An 18332-nucleotide genomic window follows, 5' to 3' on the forward strand; every position below is an offset into this window, starting at 1 on the left:
AAGGTTGACGTGTCAAGTGTTGCCACCTTCCACAACACCGGACGCACCCGCGACACTTCCCGGAATCAGCCCTCGATCGTGCAGATGACGGCGCCGTTCGCGATGGTGGCGCCGACCTCGGCGGACAGCCCGGTGACCGTGCCGGCCTTGTGCGCCGTGATGGGCTGCTCCATCTTCATCGCCTCCATGACGACCACGACGTCACCCTCGGCGACCGTCTGACCGTCCTCGGCGACCACCTTGATGATGGTCCCCTGCATCGGCGACGTCAGCGCGTCGCCGCCGGCCGCGGCCGCACCGGCCCGCCCGGACGAGCGCCGCACCGGCCGCCGGGCCGCCCCGGCCCCGGCGCCGACCAGGGCGGACGAGCCCAGCCCGGCCGGCAGCACGACCTCCAGCCGCTTCCCGCCGATCTCGACGGTGATCCGCTCGCGCGCGGCGTCGCCCTCCGGCGCGGCCGCGGCGGCGAACGGCGCGAACGGGTTGTCCCACGACGTCTCGATCCAGCGGGTGTGCACGGCGAACGGTTCGTCGTCGGCGGCGGGGACGAAGGCGGGGTCGTCGAGGACGGCGCGGTGGAATGGGATGACCGTGGCCAGGCCGCCGACCTCGAACTCGGCCAGCGCCCGCCGCGCCCGTTCGACCGCCTGACGTCGCGAGGCGCCGGTGACGACCAGCTTGGCCAGCAGCGAGTCGAAGTTCTGCCCGACGACGCTGCCCGCCTCGACGCCGGCGTCGACGCGCACACCCGGCCCGGACGGCGGCCGGAACGTCGTGACGGCGCCCGGCGTGGGCAGGAAGTTGCGCCCGGGGTCCTCGCCGTTGATGCGGAACTCGATCGAGTGGCCGCGCACGACCGGGTCGTCGTAGCCCAGCTCCGCGCCCTCGGCGATGCGGAACATCTCGCGGACGAGGTCGAGGCCGGTGACCTCCTCGGTGACCGGGTGCTCGACCTGCAGCCGGGTGTTGACCTCGAGGAACGAGATCGTGCCGTCGACACCGACCAGGAACTCGCAGGTGCCGGCGCCGATGTAGCCGGCCTCGCGCAGGATGGCCTTTGACGCGCGGTACAGCTCGGCGTTCTGCTCGTCGGTGAGGAACGGCGCGGGCGCCTCCTCGACCAGCTTCTGGTGCCGCCGCTGCAGCGAGCAGTCGCGGGTCGAGACGACCACGACGTTGCCGTGGCGGTCGGCCAGGCACTGGGTCTCGACGTGGCGCGGGCGGTCGAGGTAGCGCTCGACGAAGCACTCGCCGCGGCCGAACGCCGCGACGGCCTCGCGCACCGCGGACTCGTACAGCTCGGGGATCTCGTCCAGCGTGCGGGCCACCTTGAGGCCGCGCCCGCCGCCGCCGAAGGCGGCCTTGATGGCGACCGGCAGCCCGTGCTCCTCGGCGAACGCGACCACCTCGGCGGCGCCGCTGACCGGGTCGGAGCTGCCGGCGACGAGCGGCGCGCCGGCCCGCGCGGCGATGTGCCGGGCGCTGACCTTGTCGCCCAGCGCGGTGATGGCGGCCGGTGGCGGGCCGATCCAGACCAGCCCGGCGTCGAGGACGGCCTGCGCGAACCCGGCGTTCTCGGCGAGGAAGCCGTAGCCGGGGTGGACGGCGTCGGCGCCGGAGCGCGCGGCGACGCCGAGCAGCTTCGCGATGTCGAGGTAGGTCTCGGCGGCGGTCTCGCCGCCGAGCGCGTACGCCTCGTCGGCGAGCCGGGCGTGCGGCGCGTCGCGGTCGCCGTCGGCGTAGACGGCCACGCTGGTGAGGCCGCCGTCGCGGCAGGCGCGGATGACCCGCACCGCGATCTCGCCCCGGTTGGCCACGAGAACCTTGCTGATCCGGCGGTACTCCACGCTGGCTCCCTCCCAGAACTGGTGGCGAGTCTAGGGCGTCGCGTTCCCGGGCAACCCGCGCGGCCGGTCCTGCGTGTTCACGGCAATGACGCGATATGGGCAGAGCGGGGTCGTGATGCTAATACAGTCCCCTGACGGGGAAACCGCACCGGCCGTGGGCGCGACGGTGATGGCGGGCCGCATCGAGCCGGACGAGGCGACGATGGATTTCGAGGAGTTCGCCCGGGCCAGCCTGCCCGGTCTGCTGCGCTATGGGCACGCGCTGACGGGGTCGCCGCACGACGCGGCCGACCTCGTGCAGACGGCGCTGGAGAAGGCCGGCGCCCGATGGTCGAAGATCATCCGGCACGACACCGACCCGGTCGCCTACGTGCGGCGATCGATGGCCAACGCGCACGTGAGCCGCTGGCGGCGGAGACGGCGCGAAGTGCTGGTCGACGAGTTCCCGGACCAGGGCGTGGCCCTGCCGGACCGCCTCGACGGCGAGCCGCTCTGGCACGCGCTGGCCGAACTGCCGCCGCGGCAGCGGGCCGTGGTGGTGCTGCGTTACTACGAGGACCTGTCCGAGGCGGAGATCGCCGCGGCCCTGGGCATCACCGCGGGCACGGTGAAGAGCCAGGCGAGCAAGGCACTGACGAAGTTGAGGGCGAGCATGTCCTCGGTGGAGGGACGAGACCGATGAACGACTTCGACGACGATCTGCGCCGCCTGCTGGGCGACGACCGGCTCGCGCTGACACCGCGCGCCGACGCCGTCGACCGCATCGTCAAGGGCGCCCGGCGCCGCCGTGCCACCCGCGTGGCCGCGACCGCGGCCGGCAGCGTGGGCCTGGTGGCCGCACTGACGGTGGGATCGTTCGCGGTGGCCGGCCAGTTCACGGGCGCGCCGGAGCCTGTCCAGCCGGCCGAGACCCCGTCCGTCCCCACCGACGACCCGACGCCCGCTCCCAGCGAGACCCCGACGGACGCCGCGCCGGTGGTGGTCTACCCGAACGAGGGCATCGACGGCTTCACCGTCGGCACGAAGCTGGCCGACCTCGAGGGCATCGACGGCGTCGAGATCACCCGGTATGCGCCCGAGGACGGCTACAGCGAGCTCTGCTACGGCGAGTACCGCAGCCCGAGCGCGCACGGGTACATCTCGACGCGCGGGACGTTCGGCTCGGTCCCGGAGGACCTGGACCCGTACTACGAGGTGTCCACCATGCACTTCGACGTGCCGGTGGTGACGCCGGAGGGCATCACCGCCGGCTCGTCCGAGGCCGAGGTGCTCGCCGCCTACCCGGGCGCCGCCCAGTTCGGCATGGCCGACCGGTACCGCGCCGAGTTCCAGGGCGAGCAGAACATCGTCCGCGCCTGGGAGTTCCCCGCGGTCGGCGGCGTGGTCACCGAGGTCGTGATGGACGGTCTCCCGACCTGCGACCGGGTGCCGGTCCTCGACCCGCCCACCGGCGGCGACGAGGGCGGCACCGAGCCGGCCGACCCGCCCACCAGCACCGAGCCGGCCGACGACCCCACCGAGACGCCCGGTGACACCGACACGCCCGGTGGCGGCACTGAGGCCGGGTGGCGGGTCGACGGCGACGACGTCCTGTCCCCGATCCGGCTCGGCATGACGCTGGCGGAGCTGCAGGCGGTCGAGGGCGTGCAGATCAGCTCCGACGGGGGCGGCGACGGGATCTGCTACGGCAGCTTCACGCTGGGCACCCAGACCGGCGCGATCTCGGTGCGGCGCGATTTCGGCAGCGACGACCCGCCGGCGCCGGCCGAATCGGACGACGACTACCGCGTCACGTACTTCTCGACCAGCGACCCGGCCGCGACGACGCCGCTCGGCGTCGGCCCGGGCTCGACCTTCGAGCAGGTGCGCGAGGCCTACCCGGACGTCGTCACCGGCGACACCTTCGACGCCTACGTGCCCGACGCGGGGAACCCGGCGGTGCGCTGGCTGTTCGTGTCCGGCGACGGCGAGACGGTCGCGAGCCTGGGCCTCGACGCCGGCCAGAACTGCTGGGGCTGAGCGAGGCAACCGGACGGCCCGTCCGCGCGTGTTCAAGGTCAACGAGGCAGGGACGGCGAAGCGGGGTCGTGATGTTCATTCAGTCCCCAGGCGGGGAGGCCGCACCGGCCGTGGGCGCGACGGTGGTGGGCCGCTCGGAGACGGGCGAGGCGACGGTGGAGTTCGAGGACTTCGTCCGGGCGAGTCTGCCCGGGCTGCTGCGGTACGGGCACGCGCTGACGGGGTCGCCGCACGACGGCGCCGACCTCGTGCAGACGGTGCTCGAGAAGGTGGGGTCGCGCTGGGGGAAGCTCATGCGCCAGGACGTCGACCCGCTCGCCTACGTGCGCCGGTCGATGGCCAACGCGCACGTGAGCCGCTGGAGGCGGCGCCGGCGTGAGGTGCTGGTCGACGAGTTCCCGGAGCGTGCGGTCATGCCGGCCGACCGCCTCGACGGCGAACCGGTGTGGCAGGCGCTGGCCCAGTTGCCGCCGCGGCAGCGGGCGGTGCTGGTGCTGCGGTACTACGAGGACCTCTCCGAGGCGCAGATCGCGGCGGCGCTCGGTATCTCCGCGGGCACGGTGAAGAGCCAGGCGAGCAAGGCGCTGGCGAAGTTGAGGGCGAGTCTGTCCTCGGTGGAGGGAAGCGACCGATGAACGAGTTCGACGACGAGTTGCGCCGGATCTTCGGCGACGACCGCCTCGCGGTGCCGCCCGGCTCGGACGCGGTCGGGCGCATCGTCCGCGGCGCCCGCCGGCGGCGCACCGTGCGCCTGGTCGCGTCCACCGCGGGCTCGGTCGGCCTGGTGGCGGCGGTCGCGTTCGGCTCGATGGCCGTCACCGGGCAGTTCACCGCGTCGCCCACGTACGAGCCGCAGCCGGCCGAGTCGCCGGAGGTCAGGCCCGCGCCCGCGCTGACGCCCGACCCCGAGGCGCCGCCCAAGGCGGCGGCCGGCCCGTCCGGCGACACCACCGGCGACGAGACCGGCGAGGCGAGCGACCCGTTCACGGCCGACCCAGAGACCGAACAGCCCACCGGCGACCCCGGCGGCGAGGCGCCCGGCGACGTCTCCGAGCCGGTCGACGTCAGCGGGTTGCCGCTGTTCGACCCGGCCGCTCCGTTCGACGGCGTCCAGGTGCGCATGACGCTGGCCGAGCTGGCCGGCGTCCCCGGGATCGAGATCACCCGGCTGAGCAGCGACCCCCGCAGTATCTCACCGGCCGCCTGCTACGGCTCGTTCCGGACCGCGACGTCGCACGGCTACATCTCGCTGCGCGGTGCGTGGGGGAGCCCGCCGGACGACCCGGCCGAACTGTACGCCGCGTACGAGGTCGCGACCGTGATCACGGATGTCGCCGTCCGCACGCCGGAGGGCCTCGGCGTGGGCAGCACCATCGACGACCTGTTGACCCTGTACCCGGACGCGTACGCGGCGTACCCGGGCGCGGGCCCCGGCGAGCCGGACAGCTACGACGTCGGGGTCCCCGGTCTCGGCGGCCTCGCTTCGCACCTGCGGATCCAGGTCACCGACGGCGTCGTCAGCCAGATCGACCACGACGGTGTCCACAACTGCGGCGACGACCCGCGGCCGGTGGACGAGCCGGCGCCGGCCGACTTCGACGTGCCCGGGGCGGACGTGTTCGGGCCGGTCCGGCTCGGCATGACGCTGTCCGAGCTGCGCGCGGTCGCCGGCGTCGAGCTGACCGAGTGGGAGGGTTACGAGAGCAAGCCGTACTGCTACGGGCAGTTCCGGATCGGCGAGGTGAGCGGGCTGGTCTCCGTGCGCCGGGACGTCACGTCCGGCGACCTGCCGGCACCGGCGGCCGCCGAGGACGACTTCATCGTCACGGCCATCGGGTCGACGGCGGCCGGGACGGTGACACCGGCCGGCGTCGGCGTCGGGTCGACGCTGGACCAGATCGCCGCCGCTCAGCCCGGGTTCACCACCGACGACCCGATGTCGGCCCTTCCGGCGGCGCCGGCCACGCAGGGCGTGCGCTGGACGTTCGAGCTGTGGGACGCCGACGTCGTGCAGCGGCTCGGGCTCGACGCGGGGCACAGCTGCATCGGGTGAGCGTCATCCGGTGAGGCGGTCGAGGTCGGCGCGGCAGCGGCGCTCCAGTTCGGCGAGCTCGGACAGGGTGGCGTCGATGTCGCGCCGGCGCTGCTCCAGCTCTGCACGCCGGTGCTCGACCTGGTCGAGCAGGTAGCGCAGCTGGCCGACCTCGCCGGGCTCGGCGTCGTACATGCCGATGATCGTCTTGATCTCGTCCAGCGGGAAGCCCAGTCGCTTGCCGCGCAACACCAGGCCCAGCCGCACGCGGTCGCCGTCGGCGAAGATGCGGCGGGTGCCGTTGCGGGCCGGGGTGAGCAGGCCCTGCTCCTCGTAGAACCGGATCGTCCGCAGCGTGACGCCGAACTCGTCGGCCAGCTCCGCGATGCTCCACGTCCGCTCGCTGTCCACCACAGTCTCCTCGCTTCAACCCCTGGCCGGGACCTTCAACTTACGTTAACGTAAACGTCAAGCACTGGAGGTGCACATGTTCGAGCTGTCCGCGGACCACGAGGAGTTCCGTGCGGTCGTCCGCGACTTCGCTCGCGAGCGCATCGCACCGTACGCGGCCGAGTGGGACCGCAAGCACGAGTTCCCGGTCGGCGTCGTGCGGGCGATGGGCGAGCTCGGGCTGTTCGGTCTCACCGCCCCCGAGGAGTACGGCGGCGCGGGCGCCGGCCTCACCAGCCTGTGCGTCGCGATCGAGGAGCTCGGGCGGGTCGACCAGTCGATGGGCATCACGCTCGAGGCGGCCGTCGGTCTGGGCATCACCCCGATCCTGGCGTACGGCACCGACGAGCAGAAGGCCCGGTGGCTGCCCGACCTCGTCGCCGGGCGGGCGCTGGCCGCGTTCGGCCTCACCGAGCCCGGCGCCGGGTCCGACGCCGGCGCCACGGCCACCCGCGCGGTGCTCGACGGAGACGAGTGGGTCATCGACGGCGCCAAGCAGTTCATCACCAACTCCGGCAGCGAGCTGACCAGCTGCGTCACCATCACCGCACGCACCGGCGAGCGGCCCGACGGCAGCGCGGAGATCTCCACGATCATCGTCCCGGCGGGCACGCCCGGGTTCGTCGTCGAGCCCGCCTACGACAAGCTCGGCTGGCACGCGTCCGACACCCATCCGCTGACCTTCGACGGCGCCCGGGTGCCGGTCGATCACCTGCTCGGCGAGCGCGGCCAGGGGTTCAGCCAGTTCCTGGCCACGCTCGACGACGGCCGCATCGCCATCGCCGCGCTCGCCGTCGGCTGCATCCAGGCCATGCTCGACGCGTCGCTCGGCTACGCGCACGAGCGCACGTCGTTCGGCGTCCCGATCGGCGCCAAGCAGGCCGTCGCGTTCCAGCTCGCCGACCTCCACGTCATGGCGCAGGCCGCGCGGCTGCTGACCTACCGCGCCGCCGCACTGCGCGACGCCGGCGCCCCCGCCGAGCAGGTCAAGCAGGCGGCGGCGTCGGCCAAGCTGTACGCCACGGAGTCCGCCGTCACCGCCACCCGGGTCGCCACGCAGGTGCACGGCGGCTACGGGTTCATGGAGGAGTACCCGGTGACCCGGTTCTACCGCGACGCGAAGATCCTCGAGATCGGCGAGGGGACCAGCGAGATCCAGCGGCTCGTGCTGGCGCGCGGCCTGGGGCTGCCGGTTCAGGCATGATCGGGGTGTGACAGAGGCCATGGGGCACGACCACTACGCCGAGGTCGACGCGGCCCGCAAGGCCACCGAGGTCCCGTCCGACGCCGGCGCCGCCAAGCTGGCCCAGCAGGGCAAGCTCTACGTCCGCGACCGCATCGACCTGCTGTTCGACGCCGGCACCTTCGTCGAGGACGGCCAGCTGGCCAACGCGCTGTCGACCGGCCTGCCCGCCGACGGCGTCGTCACCGGTCGCGGGCTGGTCGAGGGCCGCCCGGCGCTGGTCGTCGCGAACGACCCGACGGTCAAGGCCGGCTCGTGGGGCGCCCGCACCGTCGAGAAGATCGTCCGCGTCACCGAGACCGCGCTGCGCGACGAGCTGCCGGTGTTCTGGTTCATCGACTCCGCCGGCGCCCGCATCACCGACCAGGTCGACCTCTTCCCCGGCCGCCGCGGCGCCGGGCGCATCTTCCACAACCAGGTGGCGCTGTCCGGCCGGGTCCCGCAGATCTGCTGCCTGTTCGGGCCGAGCGCGGCCGGCGGCGCCTACATCCCGTCGTTCTGCGACATCGTCGTCATGGTCGAGGGCAACGCGTCGATGTACCTCGGCTCGCCGCGCATGGCCGAGATGGTCGTCGGCGAGAAGGTCACGCTCGAGGAGATGGGCGGCGCCCGCATGCACGCGACGGTGTCGGGCTGTGGCGACAACCTCGCCGCCGACGACGCCGAGGCGATCGAGCAGGCCAAGGCGTTCTTCTCCTACCTGCCCGGCTCGTGGCGGCAGCCGCCGCCGTCGTACGCCGCCGGCGGGGCCGTCCGCGAGTTCACCCGCGACCTCGTCCCGGCCGAGGAATCCGTCGGCTACGACATCCACGACGTCATCGACGCGATCATCGACGAAGACTCGTTCTTCGAGGTCAAGCCGCTGTTCGCGGCCGAGTTGGTGACCGGTTTCGGGCTGCTCGAGGGCCAGCCGGTCGGGGTGGTCGCGAACCAGCCCGCGGTCAAGGGCGGCGTGCTGTTCACCGACTCCGCCGACAAGGCCGCCCGGTTCATCTGGCTGTGCGACGCCTTCAACGTGCCGCTGATCTACCTGGCCGACGTCCCCGGCTTCATGATCGGCTCGTCGGTGGAGCGCGAGGGGATCATCCGGCACGGCGCCAAGATGATCACCGCGGTCGCCGAGGCCACCGTGCCGACGGTGTCGGTGATCGTGCGCAAGGCGTACGGCGCGGGGTTGTACGCGATGTGCGGGCCGGGGTTCGGGCCGGACGCCTGCCTCGCGCTGCCGACGGCGAAGATCGCGGTGATGGGCCCGGAGGCGGCGATCAACGCGGTGTACTTCAACAAGATCGCCGCCATCGAGGACGAGGCGGAGCGCGCCTCGTACGTCGCGGGGCTGCGGCTGGAGTACGAGGCCGACATCGACATCCTGCGGCTGGCGTCCGACCTCGTCATCGACGCCATCGTGGCCCCCGAGGAGCTACGCGGCCAGCTGGTGGCGCGGCTGGCGGCCGCGGCCGGCAAGGACCGCCGGTTCACCGAACGCCGCCATGGCGTGCCCCCGGTCTGAGCGGACTCAGTCGCGGGTGGCGGCCCGGCGGGCGCGGCGGCGGACCGGCTCGTGGTCGGGGTCGGTGCGCCACAGCTCGGTGATCGAGATGCCGAGCCGGCCCAGCAGGGTGCGCAGCAGCGGCAGCGACAGCCCCACGACAGAGTGGTGGTCGCCGTCGATGGCGGTGACGAACGGGCCGCCGAGGCCGTCGATGGTGAACGCGCCGGCCACCCGCAGCGGCTCGCCGGTGGCGACGTAGGCGCGGATCTCGGCGTCGGAGAGGTCGGCGAAGTGGACCGTGGTGCTGGCGGTGTCGCCGATGGCCCGGCCGGTGCCGCCGTCGCCGGGTTCGCGCAGGTCGATCAGCCAGTGGCCGGTGTGCAGCACGCCTGACCGGCCGCGCATGCGCTGCCAGCGGCGCACGGCGTCGACCGGGCCGTCGGGCTTGCCGTGGATCTCGCCGTCGAGCTCGAGCACGGAGTCGCAGCCGAGCACGACCATGCCGGTGAACGTCTTGCCGGCGACCTGCTCGGCCTTGGCGCGACCGAGCAGCAGCGGCACGTCGTGCGGCGGGACGGGGCCGCGCGCACGGGCCTCGGCCAGCACGGCGTCCTCGTCGACGCCGGAGACCTGGACGACGGGTTCGATGCCGGCCGAGCGCAGGGTGGCCAGCCGGGCGGGGGACTGGGAAGCGAGCAGCAGGCGCACCACGGACCTCACGTTACCGAAAATGATCATCGGCGGTCGATGCCTGAAACAGGTTCGACCGCCGACGATCATCGGGTGATCATGGTCACGGAGAGGTTAACCCGTCGTACGTCACCCTGTCTCGGTATCGCTCAGGCCGTCGCCAGTTCGGCCGGCCGCTCCTCACCGCCGTCGGCGAACACGTCGCCGCGCCGGTCGGAGTTGTAGATCTCCAGGTCCAGCAGGCCCTCGCGCTTGGCGACGATGGTCGGGACCAGCGCCTGCCCGGCGACGTTGACCGCCGTGCGGCCCATGTCGAGGATCGGGTCGACGGCGAGCAGCAGGCCCACGCCGGCCAGCGGCAGCCCCAGCGTCGACAGCGTCAGCGTGAGCATGACGGTCGCGCCGGTCGTGCCGGCGGTCGCGGCCGAGCCGACGACGGAGACCAGCACGATCAGCAGGTAGTCCGACACCGAGAGGTCCAGGCCGAAGAACTGCGCCACGAAGATCGCGGCGATCGCCGGGTAGATCGCGGCGCAACCGTCCATCTTCGTCGTCGAGCCGAACGGCACGGCGAACGACGCGTAGGACCGCGAGACGCCGAGGTTACGCTCGGTGACCTGCTCCGTCACCGGCAGCGTGCCGATCGACGAGCGGGACACGAAGCCCAGCTGGATGGCCGGCCAGGCGCCGGAGAAGAACTTGACCGGGTTCAGGCCGTGCGCCCGCAGCAGGATCGGGTAGACGACGAACAGCACGAGCGCCAGGCCGACGTAGATGGCCACCGTGAACCGGCCGAGCGAGCCGATGGCGTCCCAGCCGTAGTCGGCGACGGCGTACCCGAGCAGGCCGATGGTGCCGATCGGGGCCAGCCGGATGATCCACCAGAGCACCTTCTGCACGATCGACAGCGCCGCCCGGTTGAACGCCAGGAACGGCTCGGCCTTCTCGCCCAGCTTCAGCGCGGCGATGCCGATGGCCGCCGACACGACGACGAACTGCAGCACGTTGAAGCTCAGGCTCGTCGCCGCGGCGCCGCTCTCCGGGTCGATCGACGTGTTCGCCGTCAGGGCGAGGAAGTTGGTCGGCACCAGGCTGGTGAGGAACGCCCACCAGTCGCCGGTGCGGCCCGGCTCGGCCGCCTGGTCCTGGGTGACGGACGTGTGCTCGCCCGGCTGCAGGATCAGGCCGAGCGCGATGCCGATGCCGACCGCGATCAACGCGGTGATCGCGAACCACAGCAGCGTCTGACCGGCCAGCCGGGCCGCGTTGGTGACGTTGCGCAGGTTCGCGATGCTCGCGACGATCGCGGTGAAGATCAGCGGGATGACGGCGGCCCGCAGCAGGTCGACGAACAGCCCGCCGACGGTGTCGAGGGTGCTGGTCAGCCAGTTCGGGTTGCCGTCGGCGGCCGGGCCCAGCTCGCGGGCCACCAACCCGAGGACGACGCCCAGGGCCAGGCCGAGGAGGACCTGGACGGAGAACGAGGGCAGACGCAGCCGGCGGGGGGCGGGCGCGCCTACGGTCGCGGTTTCGGACATGCGAAGACCTTCCGGAACGGAGGAGGGGACGGGGTGAGGCGGGAACCGCGCGCGGGCAGGCGGCAGCGCCGGCGGGGGACAGGGCTCCGCCCGGGCGCGCGCGGATGCAGCGGGTGCTAGGCCGGACAGGCAGAGCTGGCCTGACGTCGCAGATCGACGTGCAGGCGCTGAGTGAGACCCCAGATGTTCACCATGTCAGCGTGCTCAACGGCCCGCATGACCTGGGTATTCCCGATTCCGCCAGATTTCTCCGACTTGTTTCGCTCACCGGCCCGGAGCGGTCCGCAACCGGGCGTCGACGGCGTGGGCGGCCAGTGCCGCGGTGACGGCGGCCCGGCGCCGCGCGCTCCCGGCGAGCACCGGCAGCGGGTCGTCGGGGATGCCCGGCCGCCGGGCGAGCTGCGCGAAGGCGTCCGCCTGGGTCGTGGCCGGCAGCCCGGCGATGACGCCGTGGACGCTGCGGTAGACGTCGTAGCCGGCCACGACGTCGCCGGACTCCAGTGCGAGCCGGTAGTGCGCCGACGACAGGCGCACCCGGTCGTAGTTCGGCTCCGTCTCGTCCATGCGGGCGAGCTGGGCGTCGTCCAGCCACAGCACCACCGCCCGCAGGGTCCGCCCGCGGTGCTCGTACGGCGTGTACGGGATGTACCCGGCCCGGCTGACGTGCGCCGAATGACCCACCGCCAGGTCGCTCACCCGGACGGCGTGGACGGGGACGGCGAGATCGGGGCCGAGCTTCTGCCGCAGCTGGCTCGCCGCCGCGTTGGACCCGACGGCGAGCACCGGCCGCCGTCCGTCCAGGCACACGTCCGCCGCCAGCGGGCGCACCGCGGTGCCGGTCACGACGCAGGAGGTCGTGACCGGCACGCCGGGGTAGCTCGCCGGGTCGAGCAGCGGTGCGGTGCTCAGAGCCGGGCCAGTGCCTCGCGGAGCGGGTCGAGGCCGATGGAGCCGAGGTCGAGCGCGGCGCGGTGGAACTCGCGCAGGTCGAAGGCGTCGCCCTGGCGCCGCTGGGCGTCGTCGCGGGCGGCGAGCCAGATGCGTTCGCCGATCTTGTACGACGGCGCCTGGCCCGGCCAGCCGAGGTAGCGGTCCAGCTCGAAGCGGAGGAACTCGTCGGGCATGCGGCAGTGGGCGCGCAGGAACGCGTACGCCGACTCCGGCGTCCACACACCGGCGGGCAGCCCGTCGGCCGCCACCAGCGACGCCGGGATCTCCTTGCCCAGGTGGAAGCCGATGTCGACGACGACGCGGGCGGCGCGGAAGGACTGGCTGTCGAGCATGCCGAGGCGGTCGCCGGGGTCGTCGAGGAAGCCGAGGCCGGCCATCAGCCGCTCGGCGTACAGCGCCCAGCCCTCGCCGTGGCCGGACACCCAGCACAGCAGCCGCTGCCAGCGGTTGAGCACCTCGCGGCGGTACATGACCTGGGCGACCTGCAGGTGGTGGCCCGGCACGCCCTCGTGGAACACCGTCGTGGTCTCGCGCCAGGTCGAGAACTCCTCGACCCCCTCGGGGACGGACCACCACATGCGGCCCGGCCGCGTGAAGTCGTCGCTGGGGCCGGTGTAGTAGATGCCGCCCTCCTTGGTGGGCGCGATGCGGCACTCCAGCCGGCGGATCGGCTCGGGGATGTCGAAGTGCACGCCGCTCATCGCCTCGACGGTGCGGTCGGACAGCTTCTGCATCCACTCCTGCAGGCCGTCGGTGCCCACGATGCGGCGGGCGGGGTCGGCGTCGAGGGCGGCGACGGCGTCGTCGACGGTGCCGCCGGGGACGATGTCCTGCGCGACCGCGGCCAGTTCGGTCTCGATGCGGGCCAGCTCGGCGACGCCCCACTCGTAGGTCTCGTCGAGGTCGACGGTGGCGCCGAGGAAGAACCGGGAGGCGACGGCGTAGACGTCGCGGCCGACGGCGTCGCGCTCGCGCGCCGCCGGGGCCACCGTGTCGCCGAGGTAGCCGCCGAACGCACGGAACGCCTCGGACGCCGCCACGGCGGCCGCGTCGAGGTCGGTGCGCAGGGCGTCGGGGCCGCCCGCGGCCAGCCCGGCGAAGAACGTGTCGGCGACCCGCCCGGCCTGCTCGGCGACCGCGAGCACCTGACGGCGGGCCGGCGGCAGCCCGGCCGCGAGGTCGGCGTCCATCGTCCGCCGGTACTGCTCCAGCGCCACCGGGACGGCGCGCATGCGGGCGGCGATGTTCGCCCACTGCTCGTCGGTGTCGGTGGGCATGAGGTCGAAGTTCTCGCGGGCCCAGTGCATGGGGCTCTCGATGACGTTGAGGTTGCGGTTCAGCCCCGCGTCGTCCATCTCGAGGTCGAGCGACAGCCGCTCGCGCATCGCCTCGCCCGCGACCCGCTCGCGCTCGTCGGCCGCGGTCGCCGTCTCGAGCGCGGCCAGGGTCCGTTCCGCGAGCGCCCGCCGCTGCGCGAACCCGTCCGGCGACAGGTCCGTGCTCTGGGCGTCGTAGCCGCTCAGGCCGGCATAGGTGGCGGTGTAGGGGTCGAGGGCGGCGTACTCGTCGACGTAGGCGTCAGCGATCTCGTCGACGGTGCGCGGCTGCGGAGTCGTCACGACGCCGACCCTATCCGGGCGATCCTTCCGGCGAGAAGGACGAACGACGGGCAGATCTTCGGCAGTGCGTCAGCGCGGCAGCGCGCTGGCTCGCCACGCGCCGTCGCCCGGCGTCAGCGGCGCACGGCGCCGCGCCCAGTACGACGCCCACGCCGACCGCGGCGGCTCGGCCGGCCCGGGCCCGCCCGCCGCCTTCGCCGTCAGCACGACCGTGAGCGCGGCCAGCTCTTCGTCCGTCGGCGTCCCCCGGACCACCCTGAACAGCGCTTCGTCGCTCACACCGTCACCCTAACCGGTGCAGCGGGATCGTCGCGGTGACCGTCGTGCCGCCGGAGCCGGAGCCGAGGTCGAGCCGTCCGCCCAGCTCGGCGGCGCGCAGCCGCATCGACTCCAGCCCGACGCCGCCGTCGCGCCCCAGCCGGCCGCCGCGGCCGTCGTCGGCGACGCGCAGCAGCACCTCGTCGCCGCACTGGCGGAGCAGGACGTCGCAGCGGCCGGCTCCGGCATGGCGGGCCACGTTGCTCAGCGCCTCGGCGCCGATGCGGTACAGCGCGACCTCGACGGCGGCGGGCAGCCCGGTGAGGTCGCCCTCGACGACGACGTCGTGCGGCAGCCCGGCCAGGACGGCGCCGGCCTGCTGGCGCAGGGCGGCGGGCAGCCCTTGGTCCAGGGCGGGCGGGCGGAGCCCGTCGACGACGCGGCGGATCTCGCCCGCGCAGCCGGTGAGGTCGTCGACCGCGGCGGCGAGCATCGCCGCCACCTCGTCCGCACCGGCCGCGCCGGCGCCGGCCTGGGCGGCCCGCACCTGCATCCGGGTGCCGACCAGCGCCGGCCCGAGGCCGTCGTGCAGGTCGCGGCGGATCCGCAGCCGCTCCTCCTCGCGCGCCAGCACGAGGTCCTGGCGGGAGCGCTGCAGCGCCAGCGTGAGCCGGTGCGCCTGGGCGGCGATGCCGGCCTGCGAGGCGACGTCGCGCAGCAGGGTCCGCTCGGCCGGCGTGAACACCTCGCCGGCCCGCCGTGGCGCCACTTCCAGCGAGCCGACCCGTTCGCCATGCGCCAGCAGCGCGAACGCGGTCAGCTCCGGCTGCGGCCGGCCGTGTGCGGCGGTCACATAGCTGCCGTCGCTGGTGTCGACGAGCATGCGCACGTACGGCACCCGCAACGCGTCGGCCAGCGTGACGACCAGCTGATCGAGCATCGTGCCGGGGTCGCCGGCCTCCTGCATGCGCCGGCCGAGCCGCTGCAGGACGAGGTGCGGCGCGTCGCGGTCGCCGAACAGCAACCGGTCGACGGCGCGCTGGACGGCCCGCCGGACGGGGTCGAACCCGGCCGCGACCAGCCCGGTGGCCAGCGCCGACGCGACGACCGTGGAACCGCCGGAGTGCAGCCGGCTGCCGGCCAGCCCGATGCCGACGGCGTAGACGCCCAGCACCAGTAGCGTCATGACCAGCCAGACGAGAGCCCGGTTGACGACGAGGTCGAGGTCGCCGAGCCGGAACCGCAGCACCGCGAGCCCGATGCCCAGCGGCAGCGCCACCAGCCCCGGGACCAGCGCGCCGCTCACGCCGGCCGCGTCCAGGACCACGCCGGCGGCGAACAGCACCCCGGCCGGCAGCATGCAGGCCAGCTGCCGCCGGACCAGCGGCTCGGCGCCGCGGGCGCGCCGCAGCAGCGAGGCCACCACGAGCAGCGCCGCGACGATCAGTGCCAGCGCGACCGCGATGACACCGCGGACCAGCAGGTGCGCCAGCGGCGAACCGGACTCGCCGCTGGTCAGCAGCGACCGCGGGTGCTGCGCCGCCGCGACGGCCAGCGCGAGCGTGCCCGCCGCGGCGCACCCGGCGAGGACGACGGCCAGCGGCCGCCAGCGTGGCGACGGCAGCGCGCCGTCCGGGAAGAACAGCAACGCCAGCGGCACCAGCGCAACCGCCGGCCACCACGCCCACTGCGTCACCCACGCCGGGACGACGGCGCCGGACCACGCGACCGCGGCGACGGCGCCCGCGGCCAGCATGCCGGTGGCCAGCACCAGCCGCGCGACGGCGTGCCCCGGCTGGGCCCGGATCAGGAACAGGCCCACCGGCAGGAACCCGCCGGCCAGCGCCAGCAGCATGTCCAGCGGCGCGTCGACCCGGCCGGACGGGCCGACCAGGAAACCCGCGGCCGCGAGCAGCACCAGGACGAGGCAGCCCCAACGGGCCGCCGCCGTCGACCAGCGGGCCACGGCTCAGACGTGGAACAGGTTGTGGAACCACCCGGCGCGGTGACCCGGCCCGGGACGCACGTCGAGCTCGTCGTTCAGCGCGCCGAGGACGTCGGCCAGCGACCCCTTCGGCCGGGGCACCTCGGTGGCCGTCGGCAGCGACTGCTGGCGGCCGAGATCGGGGTCGGCGGTGAGCCGTTGCTGGGCGAGCTCGAGGGCGGTCGCGACCCGGGCGGCGACGGCGTCGGGGTCGCCCGGCCCGGCGCCGGGGACGAACCCGGTGACGACGAGTTCCGCGGTCACCACCGGCCACAGCCGCCGGCCCGCCGCGTCGTACAGCTCGACGACCCGCTCGTCCGGATGGTCGTCGTGGCCGCCGGGCAAGTGCGCGAGCATCGCCTCCACCGTGCCGACGTGCAGGAAGGTGTGGTCGGCGGAGATCGCCAGGACGAGGTCGCCGAGGTCGACGAGGGATGGGTCGGTGCTGGTCACGATGGGTCGCTCCTCATGATCGCGGGCGGGCTGAAAGTGCACCTTAGTGGGACGGTCGTGACAGAACGTCCGCCGGCTTCGCTACGCTCGGCGTCATGGCGAGCGACCCGCTGACCGTGCTGCTCGTCGACGACCATCCGGTGGTCCGGCGCGGGTTGCGGGCGCTGCTCGGCGCCCAGCCGTGGGCGGGCCCGATCCACGAGGCCGACACCGTCGCGCGCGGTCTGGAGCTGGCCCGCGAGCACCGTCCCGACGTCGCCGTGGTCGACCTCGCGCTGCCTGACGGCGACGGCGGCCGGCTGGTCGAGCGGCTGGCGCCGGACTGCGCCGTGCTCGTGCTGACGATGACGGTCGACCCGGGGCGGGCGCGGGCGCTGCTGGCCGCCGGGGCCGGCGGGTACCTCGCCAAGGAGACCGACCCCGACGTCGTCGTTGACGCCATCCGCACCGTGGCCGGCGGCGGGCTCGTGCTGGGGCCGAACCTCGACCGGTCCGCCGTGCTGGGCGCCGGTCCGGCCACTGCCGCGCCGCCCGCCCCGTTCGACCGGCTCAGCCCGCGGGAGCTGCAGATCGTCACGCTGATGGGGCAGGGCCGGTCCAACGCCGAGATCGCCCGCGCCCTGTCGCTGGCCGACAAGACGGTCCGCAACCAGGTGTCGTCGCTTCTGACGAAGCTCGGCGCGCGCGACCGGCTGGAGGCGGCGCTCATGGTGCGCGAACACGGTCTGGTCCCGTAGTACGCCAGGCGCGCAGCGCCCGGGCGCCGTCACTGCGCGGGCCGGCGGTCAGCGCGGCCAGCGCCACGAACGCGTTCAGCACCAGCAGCAACCGGCCCAGCCGCCAGTGGTCCGGCGTGCCCGCGACGACCGCCAACCCGGCCAGCGCGAGCAGGACGGACGCGGCCGGGCCGGCCAGGCAGACCAGCGCCTCGGTGCGCCGTCCGGGGCTCACCGAGCGGACGGTGCCGGCGTCGAGCAGCCCGCGCAGGACGACGGTGTGCACCCGCAGGCCGCGTGCGCGGGCCGCGAGCGCGTGCCCGGCCTCGTGCGCGACACAGGTGACGAGCGCGACGACGCCCGCGGCCGCCCCGCGGGCCAGCGCGGTCGCGACGCCGTCATCGCGGGCCAGCAGCGCGGCGACGGCGACGACCGCGGCCAGCTGCAGGTACACCGCCCGGCGCACCTCGACCCGGGTCCGCTCAGCCGGCGACACGGCACGCCTCCGCGGCGAACGCCAGCACCTGCGGCAGCGCCGGCAGCGCGCCCGGGCCGACGGAGCCGTCGCCGAGCGAGACGCCGTCGACCGGGTCGAGCACGCCGACGCCGTCGGCACGCAGCGTGGCGACGTTGCGCCGGACCGCCGGCTTCGCCCACATCGCGGCGTTCATCGCCGGTACCATGACGACCGGGCAGGTCGCCGCCAGCAGCACCGTCGTGAGCAGGTTCGGGGCCAGCCCGAGGGCGGCCTCGGCGAGCAGGTCCGCCGTCGCCGGCATGACCAGCACGAGGTCGGCCCAGGCGGCCAGTTCGACGTGCGGGACGATCAGGTCGCCGGTCCGTCCGTCGGAGTAGACCGGGTGGCCGGCGGCCGCGGCCAGCGGCAGCGGCGTCGCGAACAGCTCGGCCGCGGGGGTGGTGACCACCCGCAGCCGCGCCCCGGCGCCGAGTCGCAACGCCGCCGCGGTCTGCGACATCGTGGCCGCGGCGACGGAGCCGCCGATGCCCAGCAGGATCCGCCGGTTCAGCCAGTCCATCTC

General features: G+C 74.1%; 18 protein-coding genes. 7 read left to right on the forward strand and 11 right to left on the reverse strand.

Annotation, left to right across the window (positions count from 1 at the left end; translation table 11 throughout):
* Positions 1–65: 65 nt before the first annotated feature.
* Complete coding sequence (locus BLU82_RS01600; protein ID WP_092625296.1) at positions 66–1832, reverse strand: biotin carboxylase N-terminal domain-containing protein; 1767 nt, start codon at positions 1830–1832, stop codon at positions 66–68.
* Positions 1833–2016: 184 nt separating this feature from the next.
* On the opposite strand from BLU82_RS01600, the gene BLU82_RS01605 reads away from it, so the two are divergent.
* The 4 genes from BLU82_RS01605 to BLU82_RS01620 all read left to right on the forward strand — a co-directional run bounded on the left by BLU82_RS01605 (position 2017) and on the right by BLU82_RS01620 (position 5919).
* Complete coding sequence (locus tag BLU82_RS01605) at positions 2017–2529, forward strand: SigE family RNA polymerase sigma factor (RefSeq protein WP_370246356.1); 513 nt, start codon at positions 2017–2019, stop codon at positions 2527–2529.
* Entirely contained in the window at positions 2526–3866 is a 1341-nt protein-coding gene (locus BLU82_RS01610) for a hypothetical protein (RefSeq protein ID WP_092614704.1), read from the forward strand. The genes BLU82_RS01605 and BLU82_RS01610 overlap by 4 nt, the downstream gene beginning before the upstream one ends.
* A gap of 71 nt (positions 3867–3937) precedes the next feature.
* Positions 3938–4501 carry a SigE family RNA polymerase sigma factor gene (locus BLU82_RS01615; protein WP_092614707.1) on the forward strand — a complete coding sequence of 188 codons (564 nt, stop codon included), beginning with the start codon at positions 3938–3940 and terminating at the stop codon, positions 4499–4501.
* Positions 4498–5919, forward strand: coding sequence for a hypothetical protein (locus BLU82_RS01620; protein ID WP_092614710.1), 1422 nt, complete (start codon positions 4498–4500; stop codon positions 5917–5919). The genes BLU82_RS01615 and BLU82_RS01620 overlap by 4 nt, the downstream gene beginning before the upstream one ends.
* A gap of 3 nt (positions 5920–5922) precedes the next feature.
* On the opposite strand, the gene BLU82_RS01625 is transcribed toward BLU82_RS01620, so the two are convergent.
* The gene (locus tag BLU82_RS01625; RefSeq protein WP_197682671.1) at positions 5923–6309 is read right to left on the reverse strand and encodes a MerR family DNA-binding transcriptional regulator; all 387 of its coding nucleotides are present in this window, start codon (positions 6307–6309) and stop codon (positions 5923–5925) included.
* A 76-nt stretch (positions 6310–6385) separates the two neighbouring features.
* Between BLU82_RS01625 and BLU82_RS01630 the strand changes: the two genes are divergently transcribed.
* Positions 6386–7552: an acyl-CoA dehydrogenase family protein gene (locus BLU82_RS01630; RefSeq protein WP_092614713.1), complete on the forward strand. Its 1167-nt coding sequence runs from the start codon at positions 6386–6388 to the stop codon at positions 7550–7552.
* A 19-nt stretch (positions 7553–7571) separates the two neighbouring features.
* Positions 7572–9101 (forward strand): acyl-CoA carboxylase subunit beta, encoded by a 1530-nt coding sequence (locus BLU82_RS01635; protein WP_092614717.1) that lies wholly within the window; start codon positions 7572–7574, stop codon positions 9099–9101.
* A 6-nt stretch (positions 9102–9107) separates the two neighbouring features.
* Here BLU82_RS01635 and BLU82_RS01640 read toward each other — a convergent pair whose 3' ends face one another.
* The 7 genes from BLU82_RS01640 to BLU82_RS01670 all read right to left on the reverse strand — a co-directional run bounded on the left by BLU82_RS01640 (position 9108) and on the right by BLU82_RS01670 (position 16576).
* The gene (locus BLU82_RS01640) at positions 9108–9794 is read right to left on the reverse strand and encodes a nucleoside triphosphate pyrophosphatase (protein WP_231947676.1); all 687 of its coding nucleotides are present in this window, start codon (positions 9792–9794) and stop codon (positions 9108–9110) included.
* 128 nt (positions 9795–9922) lie between these two features.
* The gene (locus BLU82_RS01645) at positions 9923–11311 is read right to left on the reverse strand and encodes a dicarboxylate/amino acid:cation symporter (RefSeq protein WP_092614723.1); all 1389 of its coding nucleotides are present in this window, start codon (positions 11309–11311) and stop codon (positions 9923–9925) included.
* 264 nt (positions 11312–11575) lie between these two features.
* Positions 11576–12178, reverse strand: a complete 603-nt coding sequence (locus BLU82_RS01650) for a hypothetical protein (protein WP_092614726.1) — start codon at positions 12176–12178, stop codon at positions 11576–11578.
* Between the two features lie 38 nt (positions 12179–12216).
* Positions 12217–13881, reverse strand: coding sequence for a DUF885 domain-containing protein (locus tag BLU82_RS01655; protein ID WP_092614728.1), 1665 nt, complete (start codon positions 13879–13881; stop codon positions 12217–12219).
* Positions 13882–13950: 69 nt separating this feature from the next.
* Positions 13951–14160 (reverse strand): acyl-CoA carboxylase subunit epsilon, encoded by a 210-nt coding sequence (locus BLU82_RS01660; RefSeq protein WP_092614731.1) that lies wholly within the window; start codon positions 14158–14160, stop codon positions 13951–13953.
* Positions 14161–14164: 4 nt separating this feature from the next.
* On the reverse strand, positions 14165–16105 hold the full coding sequence (locus BLU82_RS01665; RefSeq protein ID WP_092614735.1) for a GAF domain-containing sensor histidine kinase: 1941 nt from the start codon (positions 16103–16105) through the stop codon (positions 14165–14167).
* A 3-nt stretch (positions 16106–16108) separates the two neighbouring features.
* Complete coding sequence (locus tag BLU82_RS01670; RefSeq protein ID WP_092614738.1) at positions 16109–16576, reverse strand: hypothetical protein; 468 nt, start codon at positions 16574–16576, stop codon at positions 16109–16111.
* A gap of 95 nt (positions 16577–16671) precedes the next feature.
* Between BLU82_RS01670 and BLU82_RS01675 the strand changes: the two genes are divergently transcribed.
* Positions 16672–17313, forward strand: a complete 642-nt coding sequence (locus BLU82_RS01675) for a response regulator transcription factor (RefSeq protein WP_092614741.1) — start codon at positions 16672–16674, stop codon at positions 17311–17313.
* On the opposite strand, the gene BLU82_RS01680 is transcribed toward BLU82_RS01675, so the two are convergent.
* Both BLU82_RS01680 and BLU82_RS01685 read right to left on the reverse strand, forming a co-directional pair.
* On the reverse strand, positions 17282–17788 hold the full coding sequence (locus BLU82_RS01680) for a M50 family metallopeptidase (RefSeq protein ID WP_157740459.1): 507 nt from the start codon (positions 17786–17788) through the stop codon (positions 17282–17284). The genes BLU82_RS01675 and BLU82_RS01680 overlap by 32 nt on opposite strands.
* Positions 17775–18329: a flavoprotein gene (locus BLU82_RS01685; RefSeq protein ID WP_092614747.1), complete on the reverse strand. Its 555-nt coding sequence runs from the start codon at positions 18327–18329 to the stop codon at positions 17775–17777. Before BLU82_RS01685 ends, BLU82_RS01680 begins: the two co-directional genes overlap by 14 nt.
* Between the last annotated feature and the right edge of the window lie 3 nt (positions 18330–18332).

Source organism: Jiangella sp. DSM 45060, from assembly GCF_900105175.1.
Classification (GTDB): domain Bacteria; phylum Actinomycetota; class Actinomycetes; order Jiangellales; family Jiangellaceae; genus Jiangella.